Consider the following 15,797-nt stretch of genomic DNA (forward strand, 5'->3'; position numbering starts at 1 on the left):
GGCGTCGGCCGGACCGTGACCGGACGCGCATCCGGCCTGAGGAGGTTGCACCCAGTGGCGCTCGTCGTCCAGAAGTACGGCGGATCCTCGCTCGAAACCGCCGAACGGATCAAACGCGTCGCCGAGCGCATCGTCGCGACGCGCAAGGCGGGGAACGACGTGGTGGTGGTCTGCTCCGCGATGGGGGACACCACCGACGAGCTGCTGGACCTCGCCAAACAGGTCAACCCGGTACCACCGCAGCGCGAGATGGACATGCTGCTCACCGCGGGTGAGCGGATCTCCAACTCCCTGGTGGCCATGGCGATCAGCGCGCTGGGTGCCGAGGCGCGGTCGTTCTCCGGCTCGCAGGCGGGGGTCATCACCACCTCCGCGCACGGCAAGGCGCGGATCATCGACGTGACCCCGAGCCGGGTCCAGGAGGCGCTCGACCTCGGGCACATCGTGCTGGTGGCCGGGTTCCAGGGCGTCAGCCAGGACACCAAGGACATCACCACGCTCGGCCGCGGCGGCTCGGACACCACCGCCGTCGCGCTGGCCGCCGCGCTCGGCGCCGACGTCTGCGAGATCTACACCGACGTCGACGGCGTCTACAGCGCCGACCCGCGGATCGTCCCGGACGCCAAGAAGCTCGACCGGGTCACCTACGAGGAGATGCTCGAGATGGCCGCGAGCGGGGCCAAGGTGCTCATGCTCCGCTGCGTCGAGTACGCGCGCCGCTACGGCGTGCCGATCCATGTCCGTTCGTCGTACAGCACGAAGCCGGGGACGATCGTCTCCGGGTCAATGGAGGACTTGACCGTGGAACAGGCGATGATCACCGGCGTCGCGCACGACCGGTCCGAGGCCAAGGTGACCGTGGTCGGCGTGCCCGACACCGCGGGTGTCGCCGCGCGGATCTTCCGCACGGTGGCCGACACCGAGATCGACATCGACATGGTGCTGCAGAACGTGTCCAGCACGGTGTCGGGCAAGACCGACATCACCTTCACCCTGTCCAAGAGCAACGGCCCCACCGCGGTCGCGGCGCTGGAGAAGCTCCGCGAGGAGCTGGGCTTCACCCACGTCCTCTACGACGACCACGTGGGCAAGGTGTCGCTGGTGGGTGCGGGCATGCGCTCGCACCCCGGCGTGACCGCGACCTTCTGCGAGGCGCTGGCCAAGGCCGGGGTCAACATCGAGATCATCAACACCTCGGAGATCCGCATCTCGGTGCTGATCCGCGACACGCAGCTCGACGAGGCCGTGCGCGCCATCCACGAGGCATTCGAACTCGGCGGCGAGGAAGCGGCCGTCGTCTACGCGGGGAGTGGTCTCTGATGCCCGGACCTGTTCTTGCCCTGGTCGGCGCCACCGGCGCGGTGGGCACCGTCATGGTCGACATCTTCAACGGCCGCACCGAGTGGCCGTGGGGCGAGGTGCGGCTCATCGCCTCCCCCCGCTCAGCGGGCAAGAAGATCACGGTGCGCGGGGAGGAGCTGACCGTCCTCGCGCTGGCGCCGGAGGTCTTCGACGGCGTCGACGTGGCGATGTTCGACGTGCCGGACGAGGTGTCGGCCCAGTGGGCGCCGATCGCCGCCGAGCGCGGTGCCGTCGCGGTCGACAACTCCGGTGCGTTCCGAATGGACGACCAGGTGCCCCTGGTGGTGCCGGAGGTCAACGACGACAAGGCGGCCGACCGCCCACGCGGCATCATCGCCAACCCGAACTGCACGACGCTGTCGATGATGGCCGCCATCGGCGCGCTGCACCGGGAGTTCGAGCTGCGCGAGTTGGTGGTGTCCTCGTACCAGGCGGCCTCGGGTGCCGGTCAGGAAGGCATCGACCGGCTCCAGGCCGAGTACGCGGCGGTGGCGGGCAAGGAGGTCGGTGTCCGCGCGGGTGACGTCCGGGAGGCGCTGGCCGCCGCCGGGCTGTCCCAGGAGGACTCGCCGTTCCCGGCGCCGCTGGCGCTCAACGTGGTGCCGTGGGCGGGCTCGCTCAAGGCCGACGGGTGGAACAGCGAGGAGCTCAAGGTCCGCAACGAGTCCCGCAAGATCCTCGGCATCCCGGACCTGAAGGTCTCGGCCACCTGCGTCCGCGTCCCCGTGGTCACCACCCACTCGCTGGCCGTGCACGCGACCTTCGCCAACCCGGTGACCGTCGCGCAGGCGCACGAGATCCTCGCGGCCCAGCCCTCGATCGTGCTGGTGGACAACCCCGAGGCGGGCGAGTTCCCGACCCCCGCCGACGTCGTCGGCGGCGACCCGACCTACGTCGGCCGCGTCCGCCAGGCCCTGGACTTCCCGAACACCCTCGACTTCTTCGTGTGCGGCGACAACCTCCGCAAGGGCGCCGCCCTCAACACGTACGAGATCGCGGAGTCCCTGGCCAAGACCCTCTAGACCGCGTCGACCGACGGCCGGTGCCGGGTGGGTGATCCCATTCGGCACCGGCCGTCGTCGTCGTGCGGAATCCTCTGACCGGGTCGGCCGCGCGGGTCGGCAGCGGACGGGGGGCGGACGTGTCGGGTGGGCTTGTCGCGGTCGTAGTCGGGTTGTTGCTTGTCCTCGTGGGACTCCAACTAGGGGTCGCGCGAGTCGGGGCGGTGCGGCGTTGCGGGTTGTGCGAAGCCGAGCACACCCGGCACGACCGCCGCCGCCCGTGGTTGGCGGCGGCCGCGCTGGGCCTGACCGTCATCGCGATGAACCGGGTCGCCGAGGCCGTGCCCGCGCGCCTGCCGGAACCGACGCCGGTGCGGGGGACAGCCGTGCGGGTGGACGCGGAGCGCGGTGTCTTCCGGTTCGCGCGCGGCGGGTTCGCGACCTCCGCGGAGTACCCGCTCGACAACCCGATGTGGGTCGACCGCGACGGGGTGACGCGCGGCGGCAGGCCGGAGTGCCTGGTGGCGCGGACCGCCCCGCAGCAGGTTGAGCTAGCCCTGCTCGACGTCCGCGGTGTCCCGGAGGCGGGCGTCGACAACCTGCGCCTGCTGGTCTCCGTCCGCTGCCTCGACTGACCCGCGCGGCCGCGCCACGACGGCGCCGAGGACGGTGGCGACGAGGGCGATCAGCAGCCCGCCCGCGCCCGCCATGGCGAACCCCCAGCCGGGGGACGAGTGGTCGACCACGAACCCGACCACCGGCGCGCCCGCCGCGCCACCCAGGGTCAGGGCGGAACTCTGGAGCCCGGTCGCCTCGCCCCGGGCGGCGGGTGGTGCGAGGCGCGCGACCTCCTCCCCGGTGGCCGCGATCGTGGGGGCGCACATGACGCAGCAGGGGATCAGGGCCAGCGCCAGCACCCACCACTGGCCGACGAACAGTCCTACCGGGATGGTCAGCGCGCCCAGCAACGCCATCAGCACGACCTGCGGCAGCGACCGCTTCACCACACCGTGCACCAGCCCACCCACGGCGGACGCGGTGCAGATGACCGCGATCAGCAGTCCGGCCCAGTCGAGTTCACCGTGGGCCCGCAGCGCGGCCACCATGGTCACGTCGATGCCCGCCAGGACGAACACCGCGCTGCCGCCGACGGCGAACACCCGGATCAGCTCCGGGGTCAGCCACTGCCGCCGGGACAGCCGGGGCCCGCCCTGCTGCTCCTCGTGCTCGGCCCGCACCTTGGGGTTCACCGCGGCCAGCGCCAACCCCACCGCCGCCACCCCGCAGCCGAGCGCGGTCGCGGCCGTGGTGGTCGAGAACCGGGTGGTCAGCAGCACCGCCACGGCGGGGCCGATCATGAAGCTGAGCTCCACCGAGATCGAGTCCAGCGAGTACGCCGAGCGCCGCATCGGCTCGGGGACCAGGGCGGCCACCGCCTGCCTGCCGATCGACATGACCGGCAGCGCGAGCAGGCCGCCGACGAAGGCCACCGGCAGCAGCACCGGGTACGGCAGGTGCGGCGCGGTGGTCCAGAAGGCCGTCTCGACCACGGTCGCGGCCAGCACGATCGGGCGCAGCCCGTAGCGGTCGAAGGCCATGCCCATCAGCGGCGCGCCCACCGCGATGCCGATGGTGGCGGCCATGCCGACCAGGCCCGCGTCGCCGTAGCCGCGACCGAGGCCGACGGCCACGTGCAGGGTGAGCACGATGCTCGCGGCCGAGAGCGGGATGCGGGCGAAGAACATCAGGATCACCAGCGTCCGCACGCCGGGGAGGCCGAGCATCCGGCGGTACTGCTGCATGCCGTTGATGGGACCCGACACCGGCGTCCTGGTCAACCCATTATCCCATGTGTTCCTGGACTCGCTCCAGGAAACGGACCCGGGTGCCGCCACCCGTCCACGGAGGACCGGAACGGGCGGCGCCCGCATCCCGGCGCTGGTGGGACATGGGACGTTTGCGGGCCGGGCTATCACCCGACCGGCCGAGCCCGGGCTTTGCCGCCCGGTCGTGGGACATCCGCTCATCGGTCGGGGCATACCGCGCGCGGCTTCTCGGGGTCGGTCACGTGCCGTGACACCAGCGTCACCGGAGTCACTCTCGCGTTCGTCGCGGCCCATTTAAACCGCTAACGCAGCGATTTCGGATTCGGTCACCGCAGCCGGGCCGAATGGAATTGACCATATTTCCCCGGTACTGAGTTGGTCGTCCACCTACATGGACAACCGACAAGGAGAAACCCGATGAACAAGATCGCTCGTTTCGTCGCCGCGTCCGTCGCGGGTAGCCTTCTCGCGCTCGGTGGTGCCGGAATGGCACAGGCGGAAACTGCGACGGACCCCGTCGAGCGGATCGCAACCGTCGACAGCCAGTTGAAGCAGGCTGTCGACACCCAGGACCTCGCGGGCGTACGCACCGCGATCAACGATTTGCGCACCACGTTGCAGCAGACAGCCGACCCGAGGGCTGCTGAGGCCGACGCGAAGCTCGCCCAGGTGCAGCAGGCCCTGCCGGGTCTGGGTGGCCTGCCGATTCCCGACATCAGCAGTCTGCTCGGCGGCGTGACCGGTGGCGCGGCCGGTGGCCTGCCGGTCGTCGGCGGCCTGCTCGGTGGCGGCAACCCGCTGAGCGGCCTGCTGCAGGCCGTGTCCAACCTGTTGACCGGTCTGCTGGGCGGGCTGGCCGGCGGCGGTTCCCCGCTGGGCGGCCTGGGTGGCCTGACCAGCGTCCTCGGTGGCCTGCCGGTCGTCGGCGGTCTGCTGGGCAGCCTGGGCGGCGCGACCGGTGGTGTGACCGGTGCGGCCGGTGGCGCGACCGGTGGCCTCGGTGGCCTCGGCGGCCTGCTGAGCGGCCTGCCGGGCGGCAACCTGCTCGGTGGTCTGCTGGGTGGCCTGCCGCTCGTCGGTGGCCTGCTCGGTGGCGGCAAGTGATTTCGCAGTACCTGTGAGCAGTACCTGTGCTGATGGCAATTCCCGCGTAGTGCCCGTGTGCCAATAACGGCCACAAAGGGCCGGTAATCCGATCCTCGCCCCGGATCGGATTACCGGCCCTGCTCATGTTCGGATCGGGTTCGGTGGGAACGATCGGCTAGTGGTGGAATTCTTGCGGGAGATAGTGCATCACGGCGCGGTCGTGTGCCAGTGCGTGGTGTAGGCGGAAGCCTCCGCGGTCAGCCAGGCGTCCAGCGTGGTGGTGTTCGTGTTGCGCGGGAGCCGGTATTCCCGCGCCCGCCGGAGGTCGACGACCAGGGGGTGCGCGCCGGGGAGCAGGTCGCCCGCGCACACGGCCATCAGGCGCAGCGCCGCGTTGGCGGCGTCGCGGGTCAACGGGGCTTCCTTTAGGTGGAACAGGACCGTGTGCGTCTCGCCCGCGCGGTCGCGCACGGCCAGGTGCGGCGCGACCGCGACGTTCAGCTCGCCGACGCGCACGACCGTGGACCGGCAGTGCACCGCTGTCCGGCGGGCGCCGCGCCACCAGGCCAGGAAGCCGTCGGACACCTCGGCGAACGCGCGCGGCTGGCCGTTCAGCTCGGCCGCCGCCGTGGCCTCGGCGAGCACCGCGGCCGGGTCGTCCGAGCGCGCCGCGGCCCGGATCGCGCGCAGGATCGGCACGTAGAACACGCGCCCGTAGTGCTCGGGTTCGTCCTCCCGCTCGTGCGCGGCGGTCACGATCTCCGTGCGCCGCCTGCGCCCCCCGGCCGCGTACTCCACGAAGGACGACGCGGTGGCCGTCACGGTCCCCGATTCCATGATCGACTCGACGCTCATGCGGGCTCTCCCCTCGATCGTGTACCCCTGAATTTTACCCCGGGGGTATGACACATATGTTCGATCGAGAGGTGCTGTCGCCCGATTGTCGTAGTGGCACTGACCTGCGGATATGCGCCTTTCGGTCAGGCCTTCGACAGCTCGCTGTGCAGCTTGAGCACGTGCGTGCCGTTGTCTTGCTCAAGTACGTACGCGGGATTGTCCGCAGTGCCGTTGCGCGTGATCAGCGAACCCTTCAGCATGCGCCGCACCGGCTCGTCGTGCGACGAGACCACCACCGCCTCGGCCCAGTGCGTGCCCCACTTCCACATCACCCGAGTGCCCTTGCGGAACTTCGGCATCACGTCTTCCTCTCCTGTCCCGTTCTCCCGCCGGGTACCCACCCGGCGGGAGAACAGGCGCGGTCAGCGGAGCCCGAGCACCCGCAGGGCGAAGTGCACTTCCAGCAGCGACTGCTTGATCGTCTCCGCGACGACCAGCGAGCCGTGGCCCGCGTCGTAGCGGTAGACCTCGTAGTGCTGCTCGCGGGCCGCCAGCCGGTCGAGGTAGTTGTCGATCTGCCGGATCGGGCAGCGCGGGTCGTTCTCGCCCGCCAGCACCAGCACGGGCGCGCGCACCTGGTCGACGTAGGTGATCGGCGAGCACTCCGCGTACCGGTCGCCGACCTCGGCGGGGGAGCCGCCGAAGAGGGCGCGGTCGAAGGCGCGCAGCGGCTCCATCTCGTCCTCGTACGCGGCGAGGTAGTCGGCGACCGGCACACCCGCCACGCCCGCCGCCCACAGGTCGGGCTGGGTGCCGAGGGCGAGCAGGGTCAGGTAGCCGCCCCAGGACGCGCCGTTGACCACGCAGCGCGCCGGGTCGGCCAGGCCGGACTCGACGGCCCAGGTGTGCACCGCGCGCACGTCGTCGAGCTCCGTCAGGCCGGGTCGGCCCTCGATCGCGTCGCGCCAGGCCGAGCCGTAGCCGGTGGAGCCGCGGTAGTTGACGTGCACGACGGCGAACCCGGCGTCGACCCACAGCGCGCGGTACGCGGAGAAGCGGTCCTCGTCGGCGGCGTGCGGGCCGCCGTGCAGGCTGAACACGGTGGGTAGCGGGCCGTCCGGGGCGCCGACGGGCCGGGCGACCAAGGCGTGCACCCGGCCGTGCGCGGTCTCGACGAAGGCGTCGACCAGCGGGGCGCTGGACGGGGCGCGGTCGCCCGGCGGGGTGAGCAGGACGCGGTCGGTGCCGTCGTCGAACAGCGCGCGCACGGCGGACGGCTCGGCGGCGTTGGACCACGAGTACTCCACGGTGCCGTCGGGGCGCGTGTGCGCCGACCCGATCGTCCCGGGTGGAGTGTTCAAAGTGGAGAGTTCGGCGGTGGCGATGTCGTAGCGGTGCAGGGTGTTGCGGGCCTCGTGGGTGTGCGCGACGAGCAGCGCGGTGCCGTCGGTGTACCAGTCGGCCTCGACTTCGCCCGGCAGGTCGAGGGTGATCTCCCGCTCGGTGTCCGCGGCGACGTCCCAGATCAGCAGTTCCTCGCGGCCCCGGCGCTCGTGCAGCACCAGCAGCCGCTGGTCGCCCGCGACCGGGCTGAACGCGATGCCGGTGAGCCCCTTGCCCTTGCCGTCCCACTTCTCGGCCACGGTCGACCCGTCGGCCACCGCCAGCACGCGCAGCGCCGGGTGGCGGTTGTCGCCGTGCTCGGAGTGCGCGATGGCCAGCAGGGTCTCGTCGTGGGAGAGCGCGGCCACGCCGCCGTCGTGCTCGTTCTGGTAGATCACCTCGGCGTCGGCCTCGCCGCGGGCGAGGTAGATGGTGGTGCCGTCGTCGTCGGCGACGCCCGCCACCCGGATGGCGTCCCCGTACGCCAGGCCCGCCGGGTACCCGCGCTTGGCGCCGGGCACGGCGGGTTCCGGCTCGGAGTGGACCGGCCGCCCGGCGAAGGGTTCGGCCATCCAGTCGCCGAACTCGTCGCCGTCGGTGTCGTTGAACCACAGGATCCGCTCGCCGTCGGGGGTGACGGTGGCGTGCAGGGTGCCGTTGGGGCGGTCGGTGACCTGCCGGTGGGTGTCGGTGGCGCGGTCCCAGGCGTAGACCTCCCAGACGCCGCTGGCGTTGGAGACGTAGACGGTGCGGTCGGGTGCCTCCAGGGCCCAGTCGGGCAGCGAGACCCGCGCGGCGTGGAAGCGCGCCCGCCAGCGCGCCTCGGCCTCGTCGTCGGCGAACAGGCGATCCGGGACTTCGGCGACAGGGTGAGTGGTCACCCCGCCGATCCTGCCAGGCCCGCCGGGCCGCGTCGTGCGCTGATCGAGGGGGCGCGTGCACCCGCTCGGCTCAGCGGGTCACGAACGGACGATGGCGAACTCGACCACCTGGATGCCGATGGTGCGCAGGGTGGTGGTGACGCCGGGGACGGAGCACTCCCCGGACTCGTCGAACTTGGCCTCCAGGCTGTTGATCGCCGACCCCAACGGCGTAGGCCACCCCCGCAACGCGTGGGTCACAGACCGCAACGCGGTGAGCGTGTTCACGGCGGCCTGCCAGCCGGCAGCGGTGCCGACGCAGCCGACGGCGCGGCCCTCGAGGTAGACCCGCTCGTCGGTGCGCAGGTCCTCGACGTAGTCCAGGGCGTTCTTGACCAGGCCCGACACGGTGCCGTGGTAGCCGGGGGAGACGAGGATGACCCCGTCGGCCTCCCGCAGCTCGTCGATCAGCCGCCGAGCCGCGTCCGTCCGGTCGGTAACGGCCGGGTCGTAGAACGGCAGGACAAGGTCGTTGCCGGACAGCGACGTCGTCTTGGCCCCCGCCTCGGCCGCCCCCTCAAGCACAACCCGCAACGCACGCTCAGACTGCGAATCCGCCCGCAGCGACCCGCCGATACCCACAACAGAGACCGTCACCAGACCATCCTTCCACCGCTTCCCCCCGACGGTACGACCTCGACCGCGCTGGAGGTCCAGCTCCCACCAGGTGGTCCCCCTCACCCCACACTCACGACTTCCACGTCATCCAGGAACCAGAAATCCTCCCCCTACCCACCCGCACCCATCAACCACCTACAGCCCCCACTCAACCCACTTGCCCCACCGCCATCCCCAAGCCCCACAACAAAACAACCGCACTCATCCACGAACAACCAACTCACCCAACAGCCATCCCCAACGTCCTACCGGCAACAACCCACCAAGCCAGTCCTTCGCCACCAAGCCAGTCCTCCACCACCAAGCCGCTTTCCCCAACCGCAAAGCCGCTTCCCCTGCCGAGCCGCTTCCCTCAGTCGCCAGGGCAACTCACCCCACCAAGCCACTCCGCTCCCGCTGGCTTCCCACCCCGCCAAGCCTCCCCGCCCCGCCATCTGTCCACCCAGCCAAGCCACTCCGCCCCGCCAGGGCACCTCACCCCGCCAGCTGCTCCGCTCCCGCTGGCTTCCCACCCACCAAGCCGCCCCGCCCCGGCCATCTGTCCACCCCGCCCAGTCGCTACACGCGCTACGCAAGCTCCGCGCGTTACGCGCCCACCGCACCGTGGGGGTCTGGGGGTCGCCCCCCAGATACGACAAAGGGCGACTCCCATCCACGCTTTCCGTGGATAAGAGCCGCCCAAGTCGACCGTCGGGGTGACAGGATTTGAACCTGCGACCTCTTCGTCCCGAAGCCATGTCGTGTCCCGCCTGACCGCCTGTCTGTGCAGGTCAGCGCCAAGTCACTGTTCGCCGTCGTTCGTATTCGTCCGCTCCGAACCGCCTGCGTTGTCACGCAGTCTGGCACGCAGAAGGCATCGCGCGATCGGAGGTGACAGGGGTGACAGGGGTGACATCTCGGGCCGCGCGGCCGACTGCGGATCGAACAGATGTTCACTGCGGGCGCGACCTTGCTTCGCCGCGGAGCTGACGGTTCAACTGCCGACTGAGAGGTCATGCGACGTCGCCGCGTGACCAGTTTCCGGTCAGGGCTGCGGCATCACTGCCGCTTGGCGTAGCTCTTCATCGCGGCATCCAGCAAAGAGCGGAGTTTCTCGATATCGACCGCGCAGATCTTCGCAAAGCTCTCAATCATCTCGACCGTCAGCTCTACCATTTGGGTTTCCGGGCTGGAAATCAACTGCACAGTGGCCCACTGAGAAAGTGGGCGGAGCTTCTTGTCGGTTGACGCGGCCAGTGCTGCAAGGGAAATTGCGATAGAAGAATCCGATGAAAAGAAGTCTGCAAGCCTCAAGCCGCGCGCCAACGTCTCGACAGAATCAAGATCGAGTGCAGTGCATATTACTACGAAACGATCCAAAGTGATGCGCCGGATGCCCAGTTCGTATGTTGCGATTGTCTGCCCGTGGAGCTCATCGGTGCGCGGGAACATGTCGGCTATCTTCTCGACCAAGGTGCCCCGCGACCAGCCGAGATCTTCGCGCCGTGTGCGCAACAGCGAACCTAGTGCCTTCGCCAACCCGGCGTTCTCTATCGGCCGGCGCGGCGCCTCATTCGGCATCGACCGAGACCGCCTCTCGGCAGGTGCCGAACATGACGCACTGGGAAAGCGAAACCCTGTCGATCTCCCGCGCTTCCCGCTCGTACCATGACAGTCGCATCGGGGAGTACTTCCGTACGGTCAGGTTGGTGATCTGTCTTCTGCGGTGCAAGTCGCACCCGTTGGTCACCCCGGCGAGGTTGAGTTCAGCGGTCAATCGACCGCCCCGGCCCTGCCGAATGACGCAGTCCAACGTCTCAACTCCGATATCGGCCAACCACACGCGATGCTCCCCGCTCAACAGCACGCCGAACGAACGCGGGTACAGGAATTGAAAGTGGCCAGGTCCGCTATCGCACTCGATCCACTTGCGTGCGTGCCACGCGGCGATCACCTTCGTGTGGAACTCATCAGAGAAAGGCACTAGGCACTACCTTCGATCGAAACGAAGACCGGCCGATCGCCAATTGAGGGGATGGCGACCGGCCGGTCATACTGGCCTGCGATCGTGCACATGCCGCAGACGGGATCAGAGAGCGAGTCCGAGCCCATTTTGTGTGCGACGCTGGAGTCAACTTCTGAACATGCTTGTGGGTCGCCGGTCGCAGGAGGGCAACAGAGCGGAGGCGCCCCTCGTGTCTGAATTCATCCGTGTGCAGGTGAAGTCAACACGCCCAGAAGGCCGGAGCCTTCGGTTTCCTTGCCGCATGAACCTGACCATCGCTTGCAGCGCGATAGCCCTGCGGTTTAACGACCGGCGACATGCCGGTGGGCTGTGGTGACCCATGCCCGCCGGAGTCTCATTTTCTCAAACTTGCCGAACGGTGGTTGCCTCAGGAACACTACCGTTTGTACCGCTTGAGGATTTCGATCACCCTGGAGTCCACAGCCCGCTTGACCGCAACACCAGGCTTGGCGCCAGACGCTCACCCGGTTCGGGCAGAGTCAATAACGCTGACACGGCGTCGGCAATACTGCCTTTGTCGTACTTCCAGACCGGGCCGCAGTCGATCTCGTCTTCCAGGATGCGAAGTGCTAGAAAGCTGTTTTCATCGAAGATCCACAACGCGTCGGTGTACTGTCGCACGTGCCGCGTTCCGGCGAGGGCGTAGAATTCACTGTCTTCATTGAAGATCGGTCGAAAGGTCCATCCAGCTTCCGTAATTTCCGCAAGAGCGGCGAGTGCTGGATAGCGAGCTATGGCTTGCTCTTTGGTGATAGCCGCAGAGGTTGTCATCGGCTTCCCTGGTGGTCGCGCAGAACTATTCGGTGCCGAGACGGGGGTAGGGGGAGAGGTTTGAGTGGTGTGCAGTTCACCGGAAGTGAGACGTGGTGGATGAATTGCGTAGGTGCTTCGGCCCGGGCTCTCTCCCGCTCTCGTTCGACGGCGGCATGGAAGCTTTTCCTCGCTCGCGCAACCAGACCTCTTCCGATTAACTCCAGTGCGAGAATCAGGACGATCGCAGGGCCAAAGCACAACGCGGTCTTCGTGACTATCGAGTCCATGTTGTCTCCGCCATTGGCAGCGTGTCTGTCGGGGGTGTCTTCACAGCATCGGCCGCGCTGACCTGGGAGAACACAGCTTGCGAGCCGGGTTTCAGTCGAGACGACCGCCTGTTCCCTGCCTCGGAAGCAGGGAACAGGCGTCACGGCCGCGACAGGTAGCCTCCAAGCTTGTGGAACTCATGCCGTACGACGAGTACGCCCGGTCCCTGCCCTTGAAAAGAGTGGCTGCTGGAGTGCTGTTTCACGACCAGCAGGGACGGGTGCTGCTGGTCGAGCCGACGTACAAGGATGATTGGGAGATCCCCGGTGGTACGGCAGACGCCGAGGAGGCGCCGTGGGCGACCGCAGGCCGGGAAGCTCAGGAGGAGGTCGGCATCGTTCGCCGTCAAGGTGCGCTGCTGGTGGTCGACCACATCCCTACGCAAGGCGTCATGCCCGAGGGTCTGGCGTTCGTGTTCGATGGCGGTCTCGTGACCGAGGATGAGGTCCGGCGCATGCCTGTCGTCGACCCCGAGATTCGCTCCATCGGGCTGTACACAGTCGACGAAGCGTCCAAGCTGGTCACGCCTGCCCTGCATCGGCGCATCGTCGCGGCGCAGTCGGCTGTCGAGCGAGGTCGGACGGTGCTTTGCGACGCTGGACAACCAGTACTCTCGGAGTATCAGCTCTAGGTCTGGGAGGCGGCTGTGTCTGACGCGTTGGCGACCAACCTGTCCCGTCTTCGCAAGGCGAACGATCTCTCGCAGGAAGCGTTGTCCGTCGCGGCCGACGTAAGTGTGGACACGGTTGGCCGCATCGAACGCGGCGAGCGGCAGACGACCCGCCCGGGCACCATTGACAAGCTAGCCGCGGCACTCGGCGTCAGTTCTGACGCTTTGCAAGGGCGGTTGGCCACGCTGAATGGCTCCGATGCGGACATAACCAGTCTGCGCCGGGCGATCACCCCGACCGGTGACGTGCCAGGCTTGACCGAGTTCACCGAGACAGATGAGGTTGTGTGTGCTCGTGCGCTTGCCGTTGAGGCGCACAAGGCATGGCGCGCCTACGTCGATGGCAGGCACGATGAGCTTCTACAGAGGCTGCCTGCGCTGCTTACCGACGCTCGGCGGCTGATACACGCGTCCTCCGGAGCCGAAAAGGCAACAGCGTGTCGGCTGATCTCCGTCGGGTACCGCCTGGGGGCCGGGATCGCTGGCCGGCTGGGATTGGACGATCTGGCTTGGACGGCTGCGGAGAAGGCGATCGATGTCGCACGTCAATCCGATACGCCGGAGGTCGACACGGCGGTATCGACACGGTACCTGGTCTGGACTCTGATTCGTCAAGGCCGTACTGCCGAAGCGGAACGCGTCGCGGTAGTCGCGGCAGAGCGGATCGAACCCAGGATGCTTGACCGAGACCCGACGCGGGCTGGTGTGTTCGGCAATCTGCTGTTCAATGCCGCCAACGCCGCACACCGGTCAGGTAGCGCACAGCGCGCCGAAGATCTCTTGGCAGTCGCTGCCGCCGCGGCCATACGGGCTGGCGTTGATTCAGCCAGCGAAGTCGCGATCTTTGGCCCACGCGTAGCCGCACTCCAACGCGTCGATCACACCATCCGACACGGTGATCCCGAGCGAGGTCTCAGTCTCGCACGGCGACTTCCGGATGCCCAAGGCGTTGTGCCCCGATTCTGGGAATCGGGGCACCGCCTCCATCTAGCCAGCGCCGCAGTCAAGCTGAAGAAGCCGCGGCTTGCGCTCGGCTACCTGGGCCAGGCTCGTGAACTATCTCCGGATTGGGCCAGACGTCAGCCTCTCGGGCGTTCGGTCATGCGAAAGCTGGTCGACGACGCCACCCGGCGACAGGGCAGCCAATTTGCTGGTCTTGCGGCTCACTACGGCGTTGCCTAGGTGCAAGGAAATCAGCCGGATAGTGCCCTGTCGCAGATTTGTCGGTTTGCGGCGGAGTAGCAAAGCTCATTTGTTCTAGGTACTGTTCGGGCTGAGTGAGGGCTAATTAGGACTCCGGGGCACGACCACAGTGGATGACCAGATGGAAGCGGTTCGGGGTCCACGACGTCTAGGGCGGCTGTTAGGCGTTCTTGCTGGAGTTCGTGTACGAGGGCCGTCGTATCGACGATTTGGCCGCGCGCGGCGTTGACCAGCAGGGCGCCGGTGTTCATGGTGGCCAGGAACTCTGCGTTCACCAGGCCACGCGTGGCCTCTGTCAGGGGTGCCGTGAGCACGACGATCTGGTGGCCCGGGATCAGGGCGGGTAGGTCGGTGGTGGCGTGGACGCCGTCCCGGGCTGTTCGGGCGACGAGGGTGGGGACGGCCTCGAAGGCTTTGAGGCGGCGGGCGGTGGCCATGCCGATGCTGCCTGCGCCGATGATGAGGACGCGTGTTCCGGCGAGGGTGTCTGCGTGGAACTTGCGATGTGCCCAGATGGCTTGGTCTTGGAATCTGACCAGGGCGGGCCATTGGCGGTACTGGGTCAGGATGGCGGAGAGAATCCACTCGGAGACCGGGCCTGCGTGGGCGCCGTGGGCGTTGGACAGGGTGATGCCGTAAGGGACGTGGGGTGCCCATTCGTCGGTGCCAGCTGACAGGAGTTGCACCATGCGGAGGTTGGGGAGTAGTGGCAGTAGGCGGATGGGGCGGTGGCTGCTGCGGTAGGGCGGGATGAGGACGTGGGCCGACGCCTGGTGGGAGTCCAGGTCGGGGGAGTTGGGGTCGTAGGGGATGACTTCCAGGCCGGGGGTCTGGGAGAGGAGGTCGTGACCGACCTGGTCGTCTTCCTCGCAACTCACGAGGACGCGTACGGGTGGGGTCACGTGTCAGCTCCCAGGATCGTGGCGATGAGTTCGCGGGCCTGCGTCTGGAGGGGAGCGCCGGTGGCGCTGTTGTCGATGACGATGTGGTCGATCGGGGGGCGGAAGTCGATGTCGATGGACGCGGCGTAGGTCGTCCAGTTGTCGAGTTTGGAGGCGTCTCGGGCGGCACCGCGGTGGCGGACGTAGGTCAGCATCGTGTCGATGTCGCAGTGGACCCACACAACGGTGACGTCGGCGTCTGCGGCGGTGAAGGTGGCTTGGGTCCGGTCGATCCAGGCTTGGTCACGCAGTTCCCGGATGAACGGAGCGGTCACGATCGCGCTGTTGCCGCACTGGACGTTCTCCATCACGGCGCTGCGCAGGGCCTCGTACTCGCGCGGGCGGATGGCCGTGAGGTACTTCTCCGACTCCCGGTCGTTCGGTGAGCAGCCGATGAACTCAAGCGCGGCCTCGACAACGGGCCTGGTCAGGGTGTCCTTGTCCAGGATCGGCCACCCGGTTTCCCGGGCCAGAATGCGGCCAAGTTCGGTCTTCCCACTGCCCGCGTAGCCGCCGATCAGCAGCACCTTGGGGCGGCTGGTCCGCACCTCGACACGCTTGGCCTGATCCGGGGCCGTGACGATCCGACCGGCCCGCGGCCTGCTGTCGACCAGCCCTTCATCGATGAGCAGCTTCATCGCTTCGTTGATCGTGAAGACGCTGACCTGCCACTGCTTCGCCAGATCCCGGGTGGACGGCAAGGGCTGCCCGTCTCGCAGGCGCCCTGACTCGATGTCGTTGCGGATGTTGCGGGCGAGTTGCTGGTGCAGGGACTCGGAACGGGAGAGGCGAGGGGGTTCGCCTGCCATGAGGGCTCCAAACGTGCGTTGCTGGTCAGGTGAGCGTACCAGTTGCCTAACAGCAT

The 15,797-nt window shown here is 68.2% G+C and carries 16 protein-coding genes; 6 read left to right on the forward strand and 10 right to left on the reverse strand.

Going from position 1 to position 15,797, the window contains the following annotated elements; all coding sequences use genetic code 11:
• The first annotated feature begins 54 nt into the window (after positions 1-54).
• From V5P93_RS01270 to V5P93_RS01280, 3 genes are all read left to right on the forward strand, one after another.
• On the forward strand, positions 55-1,320 hold the full coding sequence (locus V5P93_RS01270) for an aspartate kinase (protein WP_104480833.1): 1,266 nt from the start codon (positions 55-57) through the stop codon (positions 1,318-1,320).
• Entirely contained in the window at positions 1,320-2,384 is a 1,065-nt protein-coding gene (locus V5P93_RS01275) for an aspartate-semialdehyde dehydrogenase (RefSeq protein WP_104480832.1), read from the forward strand. The genes V5P93_RS01270 and V5P93_RS01275 overlap by 1 nt, the downstream gene beginning before the upstream one ends.
• Before the next feature lie 119 nt (positions 2,385-2,503).
• A complete protein-coding gene (locus V5P93_RS01280; RefSeq protein ID WP_374065165.1) occupies positions 2,504-2,998 on the forward strand; it encodes a hypothetical protein in 495 nt (164 codons plus the stop codon).
• Here the strand turns inward: V5P93_RS01280 and V5P93_RS01285 are convergent.
• Positions 2,915-4,186 carry an MFS transporter gene (locus tag V5P93_RS01285; RefSeq protein WP_245931458.1) on the reverse strand — a complete coding sequence of 424 codons (1,272 nt, stop codon included), beginning with the start codon at positions 4,184-4,186 and terminating at the stop codon, positions 2,915-2,917. The genes V5P93_RS01280 and V5P93_RS01285 overlap by 84 nt on opposite strands.
• Before the next feature lie 420 nt (positions 4,187-4,606).
• On the opposite strand from V5P93_RS01285, the gene V5P93_RS01290 reads away from it, so the two are divergent.
• Positions 4,607-5,293 (forward strand): hypothetical protein, encoded by a 687-nt coding sequence (locus V5P93_RS01290; protein ID WP_104480830.1) that lies wholly within the window; start codon positions 4,607-4,609, stop codon positions 5,291-5,293.
• 189 nt (positions 5,294-5,482) lie between these two features.
• Here V5P93_RS01290 and V5P93_RS01295 read toward each other — a convergent pair whose 3' ends face one another.
• The 7 genes from V5P93_RS01295 to V5P93_RS01325 form a co-directional block, all read right to left on the reverse strand.
• Positions 5,483-6,130 carry a hypothetical protein gene (locus V5P93_RS01295; RefSeq protein WP_104480829.1) on the reverse strand — a complete coding sequence of 216 codons (648 nt, stop codon included), beginning with the start codon at positions 6,128-6,130 and terminating at the stop codon, positions 5,483-5,485.
• 125 nt (positions 6,131-6,255) lie between these two features.
• The gene (locus V5P93_RS01300; RefSeq protein WP_104480828.1) at positions 6,256-6,471 is read right to left on the reverse strand and encodes a DUF2945 domain-containing protein; all 216 of its coding nucleotides are present in this window, start codon (positions 6,469-6,471) and stop codon (positions 6,256-6,258) included.
• Between the two features lie 63 nt (positions 6,472-6,534).
• Positions 6,535-8,376 (reverse strand): prolyl oligopeptidase family serine peptidase, encoded by a 1,842-nt coding sequence (locus V5P93_RS01305; protein WP_104480827.1) that lies wholly within the window; start codon positions 8,374-8,376, stop codon positions 6,535-6,537.
• 78 nt (positions 8,377-8,454) lie between these two features.
• Positions 8,455-9,012 carry an NADPH-dependent FMN reductase gene (locus V5P93_RS01310; RefSeq protein ID WP_104480826.1) on the reverse strand — a complete coding sequence of 186 codons (558 nt, stop codon included), beginning with the start codon at positions 9,010-9,012 and terminating at the stop codon, positions 8,455-8,457.
• Between the two features lie 1,059 nt (positions 9,013-10,071).
• The gene (locus V5P93_RS01315; protein ID WP_146108169.1) at positions 10,072-10,593 is read right to left on the reverse strand and encodes a helix-turn-helix transcriptional regulator; all 522 of its coding nucleotides are present in this window, start codon (positions 10,591-10,593) and stop codon (positions 10,072-10,074) included.
• Positions 10,583-10,996: a hypothetical protein gene (locus tag V5P93_RS01320; protein ID WP_104480824.1), complete on the reverse strand. Its 414-nt coding sequence runs from the start codon at positions 10,994-10,996 to the stop codon at positions 10,583-10,585. The genes V5P93_RS01315 and V5P93_RS01320 overlap by 11 nt, the downstream gene beginning before the upstream one ends.
• A gap of 447 nt (positions 10,997-11,443) precedes the next feature.
• Positions 11,444-11,809 carry a hypothetical protein gene (locus V5P93_RS01325; protein ID WP_146108168.1) on the reverse strand — a complete coding sequence of 122 codons (366 nt, stop codon included), beginning with the start codon at positions 11,807-11,809 and terminating at the stop codon, positions 11,444-11,446.
• A 448-nt stretch (positions 11,810-12,257) separates the two neighbouring features.
• Here V5P93_RS01325 and V5P93_RS01330 point away from each other — a divergent pair, with 448 nt between their 5' ends.
• Together V5P93_RS01330 and V5P93_RS01335 are read left to right on the forward strand one after the other, a co-directional pair.
• Entirely contained in the window at positions 12,258-12,749 is a 492-nt protein-coding gene (locus V5P93_RS01330; protein WP_245931475.1) for an NUDIX hydrolase, read from the forward strand.
• Between the two features lie 15 nt (positions 12,750-12,764).
• Positions 12,765-13,970 (forward strand): helix-turn-helix transcriptional regulator, encoded by a 1,206-nt coding sequence (locus V5P93_RS01335; RefSeq protein ID WP_104480822.1) that lies wholly within the window; start codon positions 12,765-12,767, stop codon positions 13,968-13,970.
• 11 nt (positions 13,971-13,981) lie between these two features.
• Here the strand turns inward: V5P93_RS01335 and V5P93_RS01340 are convergent, their stop codons facing one another.
• Together V5P93_RS01340 and V5P93_RS01345 are read right to left on the reverse strand one after the other, a co-directional pair.
• Positions 13,982-14,893: an NAD(P)-dependent oxidoreductase gene (locus tag V5P93_RS01340; RefSeq protein ID WP_245931457.1), complete on the reverse strand. Its 912-nt coding sequence runs from the start codon at positions 14,891-14,893 to the stop codon at positions 13,982-13,984.
• Positions 14,890-15,741 (reverse strand): GntR family transcriptional regulator, encoded by an 852-nt coding sequence (locus V5P93_RS01345; protein WP_104480821.1) that lies wholly within the window; start codon positions 15,739-15,741, stop codon positions 14,890-14,892. The genes V5P93_RS01340 and V5P93_RS01345 overlap by 4 nt, the downstream gene beginning before the upstream one ends.
• Positions 15,742-15,797: the final 56 nt, after the last annotated feature.

The organism is Actinokineospora auranticolor (assembly GCF_041897805.1).
Lineage (GTDB): Bacteria > Actinomycetota > Actinomycetes > Mycobacteriales > Pseudonocardiaceae > Actinokineospora > Actinokineospora auranticolor.

Bases quoted from the DNA above. Each gene is read 5' to 3' on its own strand.
- V5P93_RS01295 (WP_104480829.1), bottom strand. From the start codon at position 6,130: ATGAGCGTCGAGTCGATCATGGAATCGGGGACCGTGACGGCCACCGCG.
- V5P93_RS01330 (WP_245931475.1), top strand. From the start codon at position 12,258: ATGCCGTACGACGAGTACGCCCGGTCCCTGCCCTTGAAAAGAGTGGCT.
- V5P93_RS01315 (WP_146108169.1), bottom strand. From the start codon at position 10,593: ATGCCGAATGAGGCGCCGCGCCGGCCGATAGAGAACGCCGGGTTGGCG.
- V5P93_RS01290 (WP_104480830.1), top strand. From the start codon at position 4,607: ATGAACAAGATCGCTCGTTTCGTCGCCGCGTCCGTCGCGGGTAGCCTT.
- V5P93_RS01345 (WP_104480821.1), bottom strand. From the start codon at position 15,741: ATGGCAGGCGAACCCCCTCGCCTCTCCCGTTCCGAGTCCCTGCACCAG.
- V5P93_RS01325 (WP_146108168.1), bottom strand. From the start codon at position 11,809: ATGACAACCTCTGCGGCTATCACCAAAGAGCAAGCCATAGCTCGCTAT.
- V5P93_RS01300 (WP_104480828.1), bottom strand. From the start codon at position 6,471: ATGCCGAAGTTCCGCAAGGGCACTCGGGTGATGTGGAAGTGGGGCACG.
- V5P93_RS01275 (WP_104480832.1), top strand. From the start codon at position 1,320: ATGCCCGGACCTGTTCTTGCCCTGGTCGGCGCCACCGGCGCGGTGGGC.